This is a genomic window from Laspinema palackyanum D2c, assembly GCF_025370875.1.
In the GTDB taxonomy this organism is placed as follows: Bacteria; Cyanobacteriota; Cyanobacteriia; order Cyanobacteriales; family Laspinemataceae; genus Laspinema; species Laspinema palackyanum.
Genome location: NZ_JAMXFD010000015.1, coordinates 80,619 through 96,145, shown reverse-complemented (window position 1 = coordinate 96,145; position 15,527 = coordinate 80,619). Strand labels below are relative to the sequence as shown.

General features: G+C 47.1%; 16 protein-coding genes and 1 pseudogene. 7 read left to right on the top strand and 10 right to left on the bottom strand.

Annotated features, from left to right (window positions below; translation table 11 throughout):
- Window positions 1-394 precede the first annotated feature (394 nt).
- Together NG795_RS17565 and NG795_RS17560 are read left to right on the top strand one after the other, a co-directional pair.
- Entirely contained in the window at window positions 395-640 is a 246-nt protein-coding gene (locus NG795_RS17565; protein WP_261197026.1) for a DUF7219 family protein, read from the top strand.
- 172 nt (window positions 641-812) lie between these two features.
- Window positions 813-2,063, top strand: coding sequence for a molybdopterin molybdotransferase MoeA (locus NG795_RS17560; RefSeq protein ID WP_367289935.1), 1,251 nt, complete (start codon window positions 813-815; stop codon window positions 2,061-2,063).
- A 215-nt stretch (window positions 2,064-2,278) separates the two neighbouring features.
- Here the strand turns inward: NG795_RS17560 and NG795_RS17555 are convergent, their stop codons facing one another.
- From NG795_RS17555 to NG795_RS17545, 3 genes are all read right to left on the bottom strand, one after another.
- Window positions 2,279-3,064 (bottom strand): hypothetical protein, encoded by a 786-nt coding sequence (locus tag NG795_RS17555; RefSeq protein ID WP_367289934.1) that lies wholly within the window; start codon window positions 3,062-3,064, stop codon window positions 2,279-2,281.
- Window positions 3,065-3,571: 507 nt separating this feature from the next.
- Window positions 3,572-4,174 carry a hypothetical protein gene (locus NG795_RS17550; protein ID WP_367289933.1) on the bottom strand — a complete coding sequence of 201 codons (603 nt, stop codon included), beginning with the start codon at window positions 4,172-4,174 and terminating at the stop codon, window positions 3,572-3,574.
- Between the two features lie 155 nt (window positions 4,175-4,329).
- The gene (locus tag NG795_RS17545) at window positions 4,330-4,530 is read right to left on the bottom strand and encodes a hypothetical protein (RefSeq protein ID WP_367289932.1); all 201 of its coding nucleotides are present in this window, start codon (window positions 4,528-4,530) and stop codon (window positions 4,330-4,332) included.
- Between the two features lie 363 nt (window positions 4,531-4,893).
- Between NG795_RS17545 and NG795_RS17540 the strand changes: the two genes are divergently transcribed.
- A complete protein-coding gene (locus NG795_RS17540) occupies window positions 4,894-5,826 on the top strand; it encodes an alpha/beta fold hydrolase (protein WP_367289931.1) in 933 nt (310 codons plus the stop codon).
- 125 nt (window positions 5,827-5,951) lie between these two features.
- On the opposite strand, the gene NG795_RS17535 is transcribed toward NG795_RS17540, so the two are convergent.
- From NG795_RS17535 to NG795_RS17525, 3 genes are all read right to left on the bottom strand, one after another.
- Window positions 5,952-6,482 carry a DUF4330 domain-containing protein gene (locus NG795_RS17535; protein WP_367289930.1) on the bottom strand — a complete coding sequence of 177 codons (531 nt, stop codon included), beginning with the start codon at window positions 6,480-6,482 and terminating at the stop codon, window positions 5,952-5,954.
- Window positions 6,483-6,831: 349 nt separating this feature from the next.
- Window positions 6,832-7,131, bottom strand: a complete 300-nt coding sequence (locus NG795_RS17530) for a hypothetical protein (protein ID WP_367289929.1) — start codon at window positions 7,129-7,131, stop codon at window positions 6,832-6,834.
- Window positions 7,132-7,313: 182 nt separating this feature from the next.
- Window positions 7,314-7,748, bottom strand: a complete 435-nt coding sequence (locus NG795_RS17525) for a QcrA and Rieske domain-containing protein (protein ID WP_367289928.1) — start codon at window positions 7,746-7,748, stop codon at window positions 7,314-7,316.
- Window positions 7,749-7,919: 171 nt separating this feature from the next.
- On the opposite strand from NG795_RS17525, the gene NG795_RS17520 reads away from it, so the two are divergent.
- The 4 genes from NG795_RS17520 to NG795_RS17505 all read left to right on the top strand — a co-directional run bounded on the left by NG795_RS17520 (window position 7,920) and on the right by NG795_RS17505 (window position 12,272).
- Window positions 7,920-9,128, top strand: a complete 1,209-nt coding sequence (locus tag NG795_RS17520) for a NupC/NupG family nucleoside CNT transporter (protein WP_367289927.1) — start codon at window positions 7,920-7,922, stop codon at window positions 9,126-9,128.
- Between the two features lie 312 nt (window positions 9,129-9,440).
- A complete protein-coding gene (locus NG795_RS17515) occupies window positions 9,441-10,184 on the top strand; it encodes a DUF1995 family protein (protein ID WP_367289926.1) in 744 nt (247 codons plus the stop codon).
- 123 nt (window positions 10,185-10,307) lie between these two features.
- Entirely contained in the window at window positions 10,308-11,063 is a 756-nt protein-coding gene (locus NG795_RS17510) for a metallophosphoesterase family protein (RefSeq protein ID WP_367289925.1), read from the top strand.
- 240 nt (window positions 11,064-11,303) lie between these two features.
- Window positions 11,304-12,272, top strand: a complete 969-nt coding sequence (locus NG795_RS17505; protein WP_367289924.1) for a glycosyltransferase — start codon at window positions 11,304-11,306, stop codon at window positions 12,270-12,272.
- 249 nt (window positions 12,273-12,521) lie between these two features.
- Here NG795_RS17505 and NG795_RS17500 read toward each other — a convergent pair whose 3' ends face one another.
- The 4 genes and pseudogenes from NG795_RS17500 to NG795_RS17485 all read right to left on the bottom strand — a co-directional run bounded on the left by NG795_RS17500 (window position 12,522) and on the right by NG795_RS17485 (window position 15,506).
- Window positions 12,522-13,214 carry a DUF3226 domain-containing protein gene (locus NG795_RS17500; RefSeq protein WP_367289923.1) on the bottom strand — a complete coding sequence of 231 codons (693 nt, stop codon included), beginning with the start codon at window positions 13,212-13,214 and terminating at the stop codon, window positions 12,522-12,524.
- Between the two features lie 11 nt (window positions 13,215-13,225).
- Window positions 13,226-13,771, bottom strand: a pseudogene (locus NG795_RS17495) (ISAs1 family transposase); the annotation flags it as partial.
- 120 nt (window positions 13,772-13,891) lie between these two features.
- Window positions 13,892-14,329, bottom strand: a complete 438-nt coding sequence (locus NG795_RS17490) for a transposase family protein (protein ID WP_367289922.1) — start codon at window positions 14,327-14,329, stop codon at window positions 13,892-13,894.
- 73 nt (window positions 14,330-14,402) lie between these two features.
- Window positions 14,403-15,506, bottom strand: a complete 1,104-nt coding sequence (locus NG795_RS17485) for an AAA family ATPase (protein WP_367289921.1) — start codon at window positions 15,504-15,506, stop codon at window positions 14,403-14,405.
- Between the last annotated feature and the right edge of the window lie 21 nt (window positions 15,507-15,527).

Below are 15,527 nucleotides of genomic sequence, written 5' to 3'. Positions count from 1 at the left end.
CTTGACTACCCCTCTTGCAGAATTTAGGAACCCCCCTCACCGGGTTAGTCACCCGGACAAACGCTCCTAATTCATTAAAATGATGCAAGAAGTTAATCTCTAGGGTAAATCGCCCTTGGCGGATTTCACCGGGAGATTTCTGGCTCAAGGGTCCCATCAGAGGGTCCTACGGTCCCCTTCTCGGATTTCTGAGGGGGAAGGGTGGAGAAATAACGTTGAGTTTTTCTAAGATTAAGAATAGGTTAAAGGATGTAGGTTAAATAATAAACAGGTTAAACGGGGGTTAAGAGGTTTAGACCTCCATCCCAGGATAACCCATCACCAAGGGGCCAGAAAAACACCCACCTGGATCCCCTTGGGTCAAAGCTGCTAATTGTTGATTCCGGAGGAAGCTATGACAGACAAATCGGATTTTCTGTATCCGCGCAGTCGATACTATGGTAAGTTTTCACCTGAAAACTTGGCCTTTGATGCAAATTTACAGGAATTTGCTCAAAAAGTGAACTATATCTGTGGTTTGGAAACCGGCGGTAAAATCTCCCCGGATCAAGCCTACGAAGACATTAAGGGACTCTGGAAACAGCTTAAAAAGTCTAAAAAAGAGCTGGGAATTGGGGAACCCCCAATCCAACCGGAGTAAGACCGCCTGAGTGAAACAGACGAATTGAGAATTAAACGTTAAAGAGTTAAAGAGTATTAATGATTAACAATTAATTCTTAATTCCGGTTTCCCTGACCCTGACTTGGGCAGGCATGGAGTACCCAAACCCGATAAACTGACTTCATCCGTTTGAAGGGGTGATTGATTGTCCATGTTGCCGGTTAAACAAGCAGAAGAAGTTATCTTAGGGTTAGTGCAACCAATGGATCCGGTTGAGGATCAGGAACAGGTTGAGTTGTTATCCGCCCGGGGGCGAGTGTTGGCAGAATCCGTGGTGGGAACCTTAGATTTTCCCCACTGGGATAACTCCGCAATGGATGGATATGCAGTGCGCTACGAAGATGTTGCCGAGGTTCGTGGCGATCGCCCTATCCAATTAGAAATCATCGAAGAAATTCCTGCTGGGAAACCCCCCCAGAAAACCATTCAAACCGGACAAGCGGCGCGAATTTTCACCGGATCCATGATGCCACTGGGTGCGGATACGGTGACGATTCAGGAAGACACCCAACGGACAGGCGATCGCGTGGACATCTTATCCGCCCCCTCGCAACGGGGAGAATGGGTGCGTTATCAGGGTTCCTTTTACCAATCTGGAACTCCCCTGTTATCCCCAGGAATCGTCCTGAGTGCGCCGGATATTGCTGTTCTCGCCACGGCACAGATTACCCAAGTGCCGGTGTATCGCCGTTGTCAAGTGGCTATCTTATCCACCGGGGATGAGTTAGTTGCTCCGGGCCAACCGTTACAACCCGGACAACTGGTAGACTCAAATCAATATGCTTTAGCCGCTGCCGTCACTGCCGCCGGGGGGGAACCCTTGCTAATGGGAATTGTTGGAGATCAACCCGAGGCACTCCAAAAGGCGATCGCCAAAGCGTTAGCAACTGCGGATATTGTCCTCTCTACCGGGGGTGTCTCCGTGGGCGACTATGACTATGTTGAACAAATTCTGACCCAATTAAAGGGAACAATCCACATCAAAAAGGTGGGGATTAGACCCGGGAAACCCTTAACCGTTGCGAGTTTTCCTCGGAAAGAGTCCACCTCTTCTGTCCTCTATTTTGGTTTGCCGGGAAATCCAGTTTCTGCCTTAGTCACCTTCTGGCGCTTCGTACAACCGGCGATGCGGAAATTTGCGGGATGGAAGCAGGGGTGGGAACCTCAATTTTTAACAGCGCGATCGCAGCAAGAATTACGCGGAGGAGGACCCCGAGAAATCTATCTCTGGGGGAAAATCCACTGCATCGATGGCATTTATCAATTTGAACTAGCAGGCGGCAGTCACAGTTCAGGCAATTTGATTAATCTCGCCCAAACCACCGCCCTAGCAGTGATTCCCGTGGGAGTTTCTACCATTGCACCGGGTGAACCGATTCAAGTGCTGGCGATTAACAGGTAGCGACAATGGGCGGGGGTTCAAACGTTCCATCGCGACAACCGGCGGGGGTTTAAACGATTGGCGGCCTCATAGCTAAAGTCGTCTAAAGACGACTGCAAGTCTGATAAAGTGGTGTTTTTAGTCGGTTTTTAACCGACTTTAGCTGTTAGGCGGGGGTTTGAACCCCCGCCGGTTGTTGCCACCCCGCCGGTTGTTGCTCCCGCCGGTTGTTGCCACTATTCCTCGTATTCATAAACCCGAGGGCGTACTTTCACCGGAGTGCGCTTTTTCAAGGGAGGGACTGCTAGAGGTTCCATTCCCACGCCTAGCTGTTTACCCGGTTCGATCGCTTGCAGTCCATCGAGAACCGCATCGCGAACCAGGGATTCAGTTTCCCGAGACAACATTAGGCGAAAATAGTCAGCGATCGCCCGTCGTTCAGCAAGGGGGGTCATGGGTAGGGATTTAGTAATTTGTCGAACCGCAATCAGACGCTTGAGGGGGTCTGAATCCGTCAAATTCATCACGCTGGCATTCAGATGAGTTGTCTGAGAACTCACTTGATGATTGAGTGCTTGCCAGACCAGTAAAATTAGAGTGGCGAAAGTCATGATTCCCTGGGCGATCGCTGCCGTTGCGAACCAGGGACTGGGGGACTCCAGCCAAATCGAGACTGCCATATAACTTCCTAGGGTGGCAAGTCCTCCTGTACCCACAGCGATCGCCACCTGACGGTTTGCACCAATAAGAGACTGATTCAAGCGCGATCGCACCTGATGCCAATTCCATCCCTGGATCATGTAAGTCGCCAACATCACCAGGACCCCGGCCCCTGTAGCGACTAAGAGTTTCCAATTCCAAATCAACAAGGCGATCGTCACCGTCCCCCCCAACAGCCAAGTGCCGTTTAAGCGGATTCGCATCGGTGAGCCAGTTTTGTCAACAAAGCCCTGCTTCAGTAGAGGGGATGCCCTCCATAACTCGTTGACCCGTTGTTGCCACTGCGATAACCCCTTTGCCACGTTATTTTACCTATTTCGTCTGAGTCACAGAAACAAGATGGATATAGTTTACGATCAGATGGCGTTTCTGGGAATATCTTTGGATAGAGATTGGCCAGATTGGGGAAATTGCGGGGATGGGGGAAGTGGTTGCATATTTCATCGGACCGAGAAAAACAAGGAGGCCGAGCCTCTGATTAGAGCAGCAGTAGGCAGGGCTAGGGAAGAAGGAAAAAATTGATTAAGATATTTAATTACCCGACTTATTTCACTTAGTGAGTGATGAATATCTCATTTTCTCAACTACTTCAGGATAGTCTCCATCTAAAAAATAGAATAGTAATTGATTAAAGTTAGATAAAAATACTCGAATAAAGAGAACTTTTCAAATTAAATTTTACCGAATAAATAGCTCAGTTTCAATGGAATGATAAGTGGTCTGCTGTGTTAGCGCCTTTGATGAGGATTAGAAACCCTTCTTAAGGTCAGACCCAAGGCGCTAACGCACTGGAACTTAAAAGTTAGCGACTATCCAGCAAAGGAAAATCCCGCCAAGGTTAGGTGACCATCAAAGGCATAAAAGGTGACCCGATGAATGTTAGGAACATTGACGATGAGTTCAGCATTCGGGGGAATTAATGAGGGGGAACCGGCTAAATTCGGTCCGAGGGTTTCGACTTCGGCTATTTGTTCGCCTTGTTCGTTGTAAGCGGAAAGAACAGTGCGCCGAGAACTGGTTATGAGGCTATTGACCAGGTGAACGGGTTTGAGAAAGGTGACTTCGATCGCCCCGCTTTTGGGTGCACCCATGATGACAATGCGGCCTGATTTGCTGGGAAAAGCCGGATTAGAAGGAGCCAGCGCGATCGCATTGCTGAAAATGACCCCTAGGTTCTCAAATTGACGTTCTACAACTTCAAAACAGTTTAAGGCTTCTAAATCTAAAATGATGCGCCCGATTTCGGGTTCAACTAGACTCAACTCGACCGTTCCTGACTCTACATTATTCGGAAAGGAGGTCAAGGTGGAAACTTGCTTCCACTCGATCACAGAGTCATGATTCCGCTTTTTCGAGAAATCACGGCTATCGGAATTAAATTGCTCTACCATCACTGCACGTTGACGCATCATCTTATCATTCCCTGTTAAAGTTACTTCTGGCTAATTCAGATGAACCCACCCTTGCGTGTTTGAACCTAAATCAGGCGATCTCCATCGTTTCCGGTGCAATCCCGGTGCGATCATTGAACCCAATTCAGACATATCCAGGCAATGACTCCCTTGCATCACTCCACAAGGGACTCCATCACCCGTTGGGTTGCCACCGGGGTTTTCCCCTTGGGGGATTTGCCCGGTTGGTAAAGATGTTCACCCCAGAAATATTCTTTCGGGAAAAAATTAACCCTAATTTCGCGAACCGATCGCATCAGCCAAAACCACACCCTACATTCAGATTGACTTAATCCCCCGATCCAGCCATCAGTCATCAGATTGGGTTACCGACAGTCCCGAGCAAGCATGAGGGGTGACACCCCACACTGTAAATTATGTCGGATTGCGGCGATTTTAACAGCACCCTGGGAAAATTATATTCAAAACTAAAATCCCCACCAAATCCTTACAGCAGAAGCGTTTTAACCGGATATAGCCGCACTTGAGCGGATCCGGAGCTTTACGGAAACTTTATAAAATTAGATTAGGCTTGATAAATCCTTTGCATTTGCAACCCGTTTTCAGAAAGATAGCCCCGGAGAGAGGGCCTGACTCAGTAAGGCTCGATCGCCTGGGTAACGAGGAGATTGTACAGTCCCCATTGAAAAATCATCATCTTGATATGAGGAGGTAAATTGATGTTTATACCCCCCGGTTTTGACCAGGGTTCAATCGTGACCTCCCTGGGTCGCATGGTTTACTATACCAACCGCCCGGAGTTTTGGCAGGGTGGACCTTCTGCAAGTGGCGATCGCCCGACCCAACCGACATTACTCTTCCTGCACGGATTTGGTGGGGGGTCCTCCGCTTATGAGTGGTCGAAAGTCTATCCCGCCTTTGCCCCAGACTACCGGATTCTTGCCCCCGATTTAATCGGATGGGGACGTTCGGAACATCCGGAACGCAATTATCAAATTGAAGACTATCTGAGTACCTTAACCGAGTTTATCCAACAGACTTGTCCCGAACCTGTGGTGGCGATCGCCTCTTCCCTAACCGCTGCCTTCACCATTCGAGTGGCGATCGCCCATCCTGAGTTCTTCAAAAGCCTCATTTTAACCACCCCCTCGGGACTCTCCGACTTTGGGGAAAATTACAGCAGTAGCTTTTTCGCCCAACTGGTGAAAACCCCCTTCCTAGACCAACTGCTGTATCGGACGGGAATCGCCACAGAAGGCGGAATCCGCGGGTTCCTGCAAAGCCGACAATTTGCCAATCCGGACTTAATTTATCCAGAAATCGTCCAAGCGTACCTACAGTCGGCCCTAGAACCGAATGGGGAATATGCGGCCCTCTCCTTCGTGCGCGGGGACCTCTGCTTTGATTTAGCCCGGGATATTCCCCAACTCACCACTCCCACCGCCTTTATTTGGGGACGCCAGTCCCAATTTACCGGACCCGAACTCGGCAAGCGTCTCGCCAGTCTCAACCCCTCGGCAATCCGCGAGTTCATCCAGCTTGAAACCGTCGGATTAACGCCTCAATTGGAAGTGCCTGCGGTAACTATTGGTCTAATCCGCAGATTTTTGGTGGAACTCACTGAGCGATCGCCCGAATCTGCCGGGACTTAGGGTATCAGTTTTTAGAGTCCGAAACAACAAGAAACCGGGTTTCTAGCCCAGATTTTTGACAGAGTGCCAAAAAGGGGGTGAAGAAACCCGGTTTCTAACTGTTTTAAAATTGAGGCGATCGCGGCTTATGGAACCCGGACATCAATCACACTGGCATTAAAGTTATAGGTGGTACCTTCCAGTTCCATCGGCGTGCCGATTTTGACTTTGCTATTGCCCAGAACTGGGCCATCATCGGTAATTTTGGCATTTCCCGCCACGGTCATCAGTAAATTAGCGCTAAACGACTCTTCCTGCCTAGGGTCTGGTAATGCCTTAACAGAACCATCGGGTTGGGGAACTGCTAGGGTTCGGGTTAAAAGCTGTACCGATTTGACGTCAACTTGACCATAGGGCTGATTGCGGATAATTACATTGGTTTTGCCCTTTTCTTGAAATTCCCGAACCAGGGCTTCCGGGTCCCGCACACTCAGTCCCCGGACAATCAAATCAACCTCAACAGGTTTCGTGGTTACCCCACCAATTTGGGCAACGGAACCGGAAGTACCGGGAAAGAAAAAGATGCCGATGACAACCAGGAGAATGACCAAGGCAGCACCCAGGTCAAGAATGCTGATTTTGCCAAATAAGCGGCCTTGGCGATCCAAAATCTTCATAAAATCAAGTCGTCCTACTTTAGCGAGACACAACTGAGGGGTGAACTAACTTCCCTTTTCAACGGGTTGAGCCATCCCTCCGAATCCACTGGACAGAAAGAGGGGGATAGGTGGATATCTGCTGTCAGATTATCATAAGAGTTAGAAGTCTATACCAGTCTTAAAGAGGTTGGGGAATGGGTCCAAGGTTGAAACCCTTGTAGTGCGAGCATCTTGCTCGCTTTTTTGGTTACAAATCATTTAGGATTGCTGTAGGCGCGATCGCCCCAAATCTTTCCACCCCCGGATTATCAAAGCAGTCAGGGGAAAATTGTGACAAGCAAGGGCGCAAAACCTGCGCCCCTAGGGATTACCGGCGACAAGTAGCTGTATGGAACTGGGCAAGGGAGATAGCACTTAAATCCTTGGTATTGCGGCGATCTCCCTGGAGTGGGTCGTCTGGCAGTCCAAACATGGCCAACTGGATAGTCTTGGAGCTCTTTTTGGGGGTAGTGAGGATAGATTCAGCAAGTTTGTCCCGGGTAGAATTGGGAATGGGTTGATTCCGACTCGCGGTGGAACAATGGGCTGGATCTAACGGTTGCATGAGGGCGGGTAGCGAAAAAAAGAATAAAAATAGGCTAACCCTGCCTAAAAACTGGAGTTGCATCCCTGTTCTCCTAACTCATAAGGTAGGCATGGACGCTATACGGATCCTGTTGTCCAAAGTCGGGATGAATACAGGGGAAATTTTTAGGCAGGGCGATCGCCTTTGAGGGAAGAGTTATTTTCCCCAGTTCTGCGATCAAAGGTGGCAATGAATCAGCATTAGAGTTGTAGTAGATTTAGGCTTTAAATCGCTTGAACTAACACCTGCTCTCCTTCTATTTTGACTAAATAGGGCGGGAGATTTTCTTCCGCTGGACCTTTGAGAAGGGTGCCATCGGGAGAATATTCGCTACCATGACAGGGACAGATGTACTTGCGTTCTCCTGCGTTCCAATCTACCAGACAGCCTTTATGAGTACAAGTCGGATTCACGGCATAAAGGAGTTCAGCATTTTCTGGATTGCGGGTTACAGAAATGGCTCCATTTTCAAAATTTTCATTGAGAATTTGACCCTGACTCTCTAATTCGGAGACGGTCCCGACTGCCTCAAAGTTACCTGGGGTAGTCGATACTTCCGCTGCGGATTCTCCCGAGGGAGTACAGGCGGCGATCGCCATTGGCAAAAAACTGGCAACCCCACCGACACCAACCCAGCTTAAAAAATCTCGACGCTTCATAGGCTTAACTCTTGAAGAGATAAAGAATATTCCTATAATAGACCGCTTGACAAAATCTACCCAGGTCCTTCCTTTTTCCAGGAGGGCTTTGGGGATCACGATTTCTGGCGATCGCTTTTGTCCAGCTAACTTGATATGATTTGACTATTCTGGCGCTTTGGGGGGAAGGTCATGGAACGCTTAATTTCTCTATTGGGATTAATTACATTTGTGGGAATCGCTTATGCTTTTTCCGTTAACCGAAAAGCCATCCGGTGGCGAACGGTCCTCTGGGGAATTGGGTTACAACTGTTTTTTGCTCTGTTTATTCTCAGGACAAGCCTGGGTTTTGCCTTATTTAAGTTTTTAGGCGATCGGGTCAATGACTTTCTAAATTTTGCCGATGTGGGGTCTGCTTTTGTCTTTGGCGAAAACTTCAAAGAACATTTTTTTGCCTTTAAAATTTTGCCTACCATCATCTTTTTTTCCGCCTGCATTACCCTCCTCTATCACTACGGAATTTTACAGCGGGTGGTCCAGGGGATTGCTTGGGTAATGATGCGAACCATGAAAACTTCCGGGGCCGAATCCCTCTCCTCTGCGGCGAATATTTTTGTCGGACAAGTGGAAGCCCCTCTGCTGATTAAACCCTATATTGCAGCAATGACAAATTCCGAACTTCATGCGGTGATGACCGGAGGATTTGCCACCATTGCGGGTGGCGTATTAGCGGCCTATATTTCTTTTGGAATTCCCGTGGAACATCTGCTATCCGCTTCGGTGATGTCTGCACCGGCATCTCTAGCGGTTTCTAAGGTATTGTATCCGGAAACCGAAAAATCTTCCACCGCAGGCAAAATAGAAATCAACGGAGAAAGTCCTTATATCAATGCCATTGATGCTATCACATCCGGGGCAATTGAAGGGTTAAAATTAGCCTTAAATGTAGCAGCGATGTTGATTGCTTTTTTAGGATTGGTCGCCTTTTTGAATGCGGTGTTGGGATGGATGGGCAGTTGGGTGGGAATTTCTTCCCTGTCTTTGGAGTTGATTTTATCCTATATCATGGCCCCGATCGCTTGGTTGATGGGAGTTCCCTGGGCTGATGCGGAAGCGGTGGGAATGCTGCTGGGAAAAAAGACGATTTTGAATGAGTTTATTGCTTATCTGGATTTAAAACAATTGATTGAAAATCAGGCAATTTCTCCGCGTTCCGTGGTGATTGCCACTTATGCGTTATGTGGATTTTCTAACTTGGGGTCGATCGCCATTCAAATTGGTGGCATCAGCGCGATCGCACCCGATCGCCAAGGAGATTTAGCCCGATTAGGAGTCAGAGCAATGTTCGCGGGTTCCATTGCCTGTTTTATGACCGCTTGCATCGCTGGATTGTTGTTGTAAGTCGGGGGTGGACCCCACCCTAACCCTCCCCTTGCCAAGGGGAGGGGACCGGAAGGGAGGAAGGCACCGGAGTGGAGGGGGAATCTCACCCGATTCGATTTACAATGAGGGGGACTGGGGCATCGGTACAGGATGAGTTCCCCGGGACCAGAAATCGGGTGTTTTGCCTAAATTGGGGGCAAATGCCGCAGAAACGTTGTGAAAAAACCCCGTTTGTCTTGCCATGACTGTGCCGATCGCCTAGATAGAAGAACCCGTGATTCTGTCGAACCCTGAAGCGTAAAAATAAACCCGTTGACAATTGAAAGATTAATGCCTGAACTACCTAAAGATTTAGATGAGGCGATCGCCCAAGCGAAAACAGCCACCAAAGCTGCCTTAGAGGATGGATACCGACTGGTACAAGTCGAAATTGGGATTCCGGAATTGAAAGTCCAACCGATCGCCGAAGAATTTCTCCCCCTCTTCGAGGAGTTGTTTGGCGATCGCTTTAAAGTGTACTTTCCCGATGCTGGGGCCGCTGCCTTAGCCCGTCGCGATTGGGGAGAGAGGCCCTATATCATTCGCGGATTGAGTGAACCCAAAGGTCAAATGCAACCGGAAGACGAAGGATTCCTGTTTGTGGAACCCTCTGCTGTCGAAGTCAATACCCTAGAGAAAATGTGCGAACAAGCAGGCGATCGCCCCACGGTGATTCTACTGCCGAAGTTGGAAAATGTCGCTATTATCGGCATTGGTTTAGCCGGAAGACAACTGAGGGAACGATTTCTCTCCACGATTGAATCCTGCTACTACATCCAACCGAACGAAGGATATGCAGTCTTTCGCTGCTACCCCAGTCCCTGGCAAGTCTGGCTGGAAACCGGCGATACCTACAAACTCATTTCAGAAACTGCAAGCAAACCCGTCGGTGACGACTTAGAACGATTAATTACCCAAGCTACTGGTACCGTTGAAGAATCGACGGATGAAGCCGCCAACAAGCCTTTAACTGCCCCGAAAAAACCGGGCTTAATGACGAATATGAAGCGCTTTTTACGGGCATTAAGTCAATAATCGGGGAATAATAGGAACAGGACTCCAGTGCGTCCGAGTCGAAATTTATAGATAGGGACGGACTGGGGTCGTTTTTTTTACCCTAGAGCAGGAATAGCCCAGCTTGTTTACCCAGGCAACTCCATGAGCAAAATTAACTACCGACGCATTGCGATCGGGGATGTGCACGGTCATTATGAGGCACTCGTGAAACTCCTAGATGCGATCGGTCCCACCGCAGACGATCGCCTCTACTTCCTCGGCGACTTAATCGATCGCGGTCCCGATAGTGCCTCCGTGGTTAAATTAGTCCGGGACAATCAATTTACCTGCCTCCTCGGTAACCACGAACATCTTCTCATCACCGCCTGCGGCAATGGCAAAGTCAATCAAGCCGCACTCCAAGCTTGGCGCTACAGTGGGGGACAAAGTACCTTAACTAGCTATCCCAAACTCTACTCCCATCCCAGCGAAGCACTTTTAGAAGATGTCGCCTGGATGCAAACCCTTCCCCTCTATCTGGATTTGGGCGATGCCTGGTTAGTTCATGCCGGGGTTCATCCCGATCTCCCCATCCAGGATCAAGGTGCCGAAGACTTTTGCTGGATTCGCGCACCCTTCCACAATATCCGCAAGCCCTACTTTCCCACTAAACTCATCGTAGTCGGCCATACCATCACCTTTACTTTTAAAGGCATCAAACCCGGACAACTCGCTAAAGGCAACGGTTGGCTGGATATTGACACTGGGGCTTATCACCCCATGAGTGGCTGGTTATCCGCCTTCGACCTCACCCACCGCCAAGTTTACCAAATCAACCTCTTCAAAGGCAAAGTCCGCAAACTCTCTCTACAAGACGCCGTAGTTTCCATTCACCCCAAGCAAGGGGCAGTTCTTTGACCCCTTTGCGTCTTAAAATAAATGAACCGATGAATGGATGCCCCAACTAGCACTTTGTAAGGTTTTAGCCCTCAAGGACAAGAAACCGGGTTTCTTGCCGAGGTTTGTGCCAAATTGCAACAGATTTGGTTAAGAAACCCGGTTTCTAACCCGACTGTACCAACGCCCTACCGGGACTAATTCTATCTAGTCTTCCCCTCCATTCATCCATGCTGTAATGGACTCTCGACCTTCCGAAACATGATGCAACCCAGTATTTATTTTGTCTGCTACCCAGACACCAACGTACCGATTGGCGGGGTGAAAATGCTCTATCGTCACGTTGATGTTTTAAATAAAAATGGATTTTCCGCTTTTATCGTGCATGATGAGGAAGGCTTTCGATGCAATTGGTTTGAAAATAAAACCCAAATCGCTTATCTTACTCAAATCCAACTCAAGGCTAATGACTTTTTCGTGATGCCTGAAACCGCAACACCCCAAAGTGGCAATCTCTTACCGGGCCTCCGCAAAGTGATTTACAATCAAGGGTGCTATAATACCTTTAATGAATATTCTTTCGACAAACATCACTTAGAAACCCCCTATCTCTCTCCCGAAGTAGTCGCCGTCATGGTTGCCTCGGAAAATAGTTGGGATTATTTAAAGTATGTCTTTCCCCAAAAACGACTCTTTCGGATTCATCATTCTATTGATACCGACCTGTTTTACTATCATCCCGTTAAGAAAAAACAAATTTGCTGGATGGATCGAAAAATGCAACGAGACGCTAAACAGGTGATTAATATTTTAAAATTTAGAAATGCTTTAAATGGATTTGAGCTAATCCCCATCGAAAACAAACCTCAACAAGAAGTTGCCCAAATTTTCCGAGAGTCGTTAATGTTTTTGAGCTTTTGTTATTCCGAGGGCTTTTCCTTACCCCCCGCTGAAGCAATGGCTTCGGGCTGTTTAGCCGTGGGATATCATGGATGGGGTGGGAAGGAATATTTTTTACCGGATTTTTCGTTCCCGATAGAAAGTGGGGATATCATTGGATTTGCTCACACCGTCGAAAAGCTGATTGCGACTTATAATACCCAACCTCAGATTTTAATGGAAAAGCATAAAAAAGCAGCAGATTTTATTAAAACCAATTATTCCGCAGAACAAGAAGAACGGGATATTGTCGCCGCTTGGCGGGAGATTATCACTCTAAATAAGGGATAATTCATTGCCGGAAGATTTAATCATTTTACATCTTGTTCGCTCTTCATTGAAGTGAGCAAGATGCTCAGGTTCTTAATAGCTATCTGTACCTCATAACTGGGGGAACCGCTATATCCTGTTTTAATTAGAGTGGTGGCCTCTCGCTCAAAAATAGTTGCTTCAGGGGGAATACTTGAGGGGAACTTTTTTTATATCAACTTATGTTTAGGCGATTGTAAAGAATGCAATTTTTTATAGGATAATCTAAATTTAGCCGTTGGTTTCAGGGATTTCAGCCTGAAATAGTTGTTGTAACCAGTCTGCAAAAACTTGGGCGATCGCAGACTCCCTCCGCAAAACCCGCGCCGTAATTGCCAGTCCCATCGGCATTCCTGGAGTCTCCTGCCATGCCAACCAAGTATGAATCAGCGCCTTTGCACGATGAATTTCTCCATATCGGTTGAGTCCATCTCTTTCAATTTCTCTTAAAATCTCTTCCGCTTTCGGACGCAACTTATCATCTTCTGGCATCAACAATGCTACAAAATCCTCTAACATTCCCGGCAGTTGATTATTCGGCATCACCCAAACTCCCACCCGCTTCAAAAAAAGATTTTTCGGTTGATAAACCCACCCCTTTTCCTGTGGTGAATCGGGGATATCTGACTCGGGATAACCGCTGGCACTCAACTTACCTCTAATCGATTGCCATCGCGCGGCTAAATCTTGGTCCGCATCCACTACGATTCCCAAGATTCTTAAATTCTCTTCCTTCAATTTCACGGGCAAACCATCTAATAGGTTCTTGACCCCTTCTGCCCCTGGTTCAGGAAATTTTACCTCAAACGTATTGGGGATATTGATATTATATTGTTTACATAAGTTACAAATAACGTGGTAGTCATTTTTGCCTTCAACTAATAGCTGATTGGGAGGCGTTAAGTTTTTAGATCGTTTCCCCATCACCGTCAGGGCTATTTCATTCTAAACAACTCCTTAATTAGTTTAAGGCCAAATCCCGCCAGACGTTGGGCTTGAGCCATATTATGAAATCCATAATCGCGGTATATGTTCAGTGCAAAATTTCGAGCGACCGCCCAAATTTGAACCAAGGGTTTTGTTCTTATACGAGAAGCATCTTCACCCATCGTTACATCCCGGACATAATGAACTTTGTTTTCGACTCCCCAATAACCTCGAATTCGCTTGGCAAATTCTTCAGCCGTTTCCATCAAAGAAGAAACATAAAAACGAACTTCAACACTTGTTTCAATAATATTTGCTCGATGGACTTCTCGGTATGACTCAACACGAATCAAGGTCTTTAGTCCAGGAAACTCAGGAATTTTATCTAAATTATTACTAATGCTGACCGTGCGTTTTTCAACTCGACCATGACCAACATTGTTCGATTCATGAGTCTGAATAGCTTCAAAATTGGCTTGGACTGCTTCGAGTAGACCTGATTGGTTGCCTTTGAGGGCCCCAATGTAGTCATTGCCGCTTTCTACAATGACTTGAGCAGTTTTTTTTGGGTACTGATTGCATCAAAAGCGAACACTACACCCTTAAGGGCCATTTCTTTGATAAATGCGGGTAAAGCGGTGATTTCATTAGTTTTTGAATCAACTTCGTAGGGGTCAAGAATTAGCCCTCGTTCTACGATGTAGGCACTTGCCTTCCATAATGGCCGGATGAGAATCTACATTAACGTCGTCATTAATGGCTTCATAAGACCCTCGTAAAACTTTGCCGTCCACTGCAATAGTTTCGCTCTCTATTGGAGTAATCCCAAAAAAACGAGATAAACAGGCTGAGTAGCGTTGCTGCTCAATTCGTAATACCGTTCGTCGAATCGTACTGTAAGAGGGTAAGCGGTTTTTCTCAGGTTTAAATACTTCCAAGAGTTCATCATGGTAGGCTTTTAACCAATCTCCAATCGCTATAAACCCCCGATTTCCAGCGGCAACACCGAGGGTAAATAAGGCTAGACAGAGGCTTTGTTTATGGCGCTTGCCTGCTTGCCGTCGGCAATCCTCCAGATCGGCAAATGCTTCAACAATGGCTATCTGAGACATTTTGAACTGACCCCTCGGTGAGATTACTCTGGTATTCTATCATGTCTTAGACTAGAATGAAATAGCCCTGCCATCACCGTACCTCAATTCCGTAATCGACTGCTTTTTCTAATTGCTCCGCTGGATAATCAATAGCGCGAATTAATTCACCCCGCCAGCTTAACCGAAATAATTTTCCTACATCACTTTCTGGGGTTTCGCTTAACGCTGCCGCAAAACCCCTCACACAATCCCAACTGTGAGTAGTTGCAAAAATCTGGATATTCAATTCTTGGGCAATTTCTATGAGTAATCTCCACATATCTGCCTGAACATCATAATACAATCCGCTTTCGATTTCATCAACTAGCAAAATTCCATTTTCAACAGTCACCGCAGCCATGACTAGATTTAACATTTGTTTCATTCCCTCGCCCATGCTCCCCAAGGTAACGGGATGCTCTCGGCCTCGCAGTTTGATGAGAACCCCACTGGCAGTCGTTGTCCCTCCAATAAAACTAAATCGTTCAATGTCCGGTTCTAAAATTTGCAATCCCTTGATGATCTGCTCTTCTTTGGGAGTGAGGGCAATCTCATTCCACATTTCGACTAGGGTAACCAATTTGAGCCGTTCGAGGGTCATTAAAACGCTCTGTCGAGACTGGAAAAGAGGAGGATCAGAACGAGTTAACCCCCGGAAATCGCTGGAAGTTATTCCCTTAGCAGTGACTTTTGTTGCGTGATAAATTGTTTGCTTTTCTTGGGTGTGGGATACTAATAGATTATAATTATTTATGCGAAGTGCTTTAGTTACGAATTCAGGCAAGTTTAATCCCTCCATATATTCGGGAGTAGGATAAAGTTGCAGTACAAAGGATTGTAAATCATCACTTTTGGATTCAATGCACAGAGTGGCTTCACTTGTCAATATTTCCTGATAAAATAAAGTTTTAATTTGATGCTCTATCTCTGGCTCATCACCCCAGCGGTCGGGAACCAGGAGGAACTGACCTCGCGGACCTAGAACCTCATCAAAAACCTCGTTAATGTTATCCGGATTCACTAACAAATGAATCGCTTCTAACAAGCTGGTTTTGCCACTATTGTTTGGGCCCACTAGCAGGTTGACTCGCGCTAACCCGTCTATCTGAAAGTCTTTGAACATTCGATAATTTTTTAGGCTGATATCGCGTAACATAAGGACCTCTAAGTTGTGGAT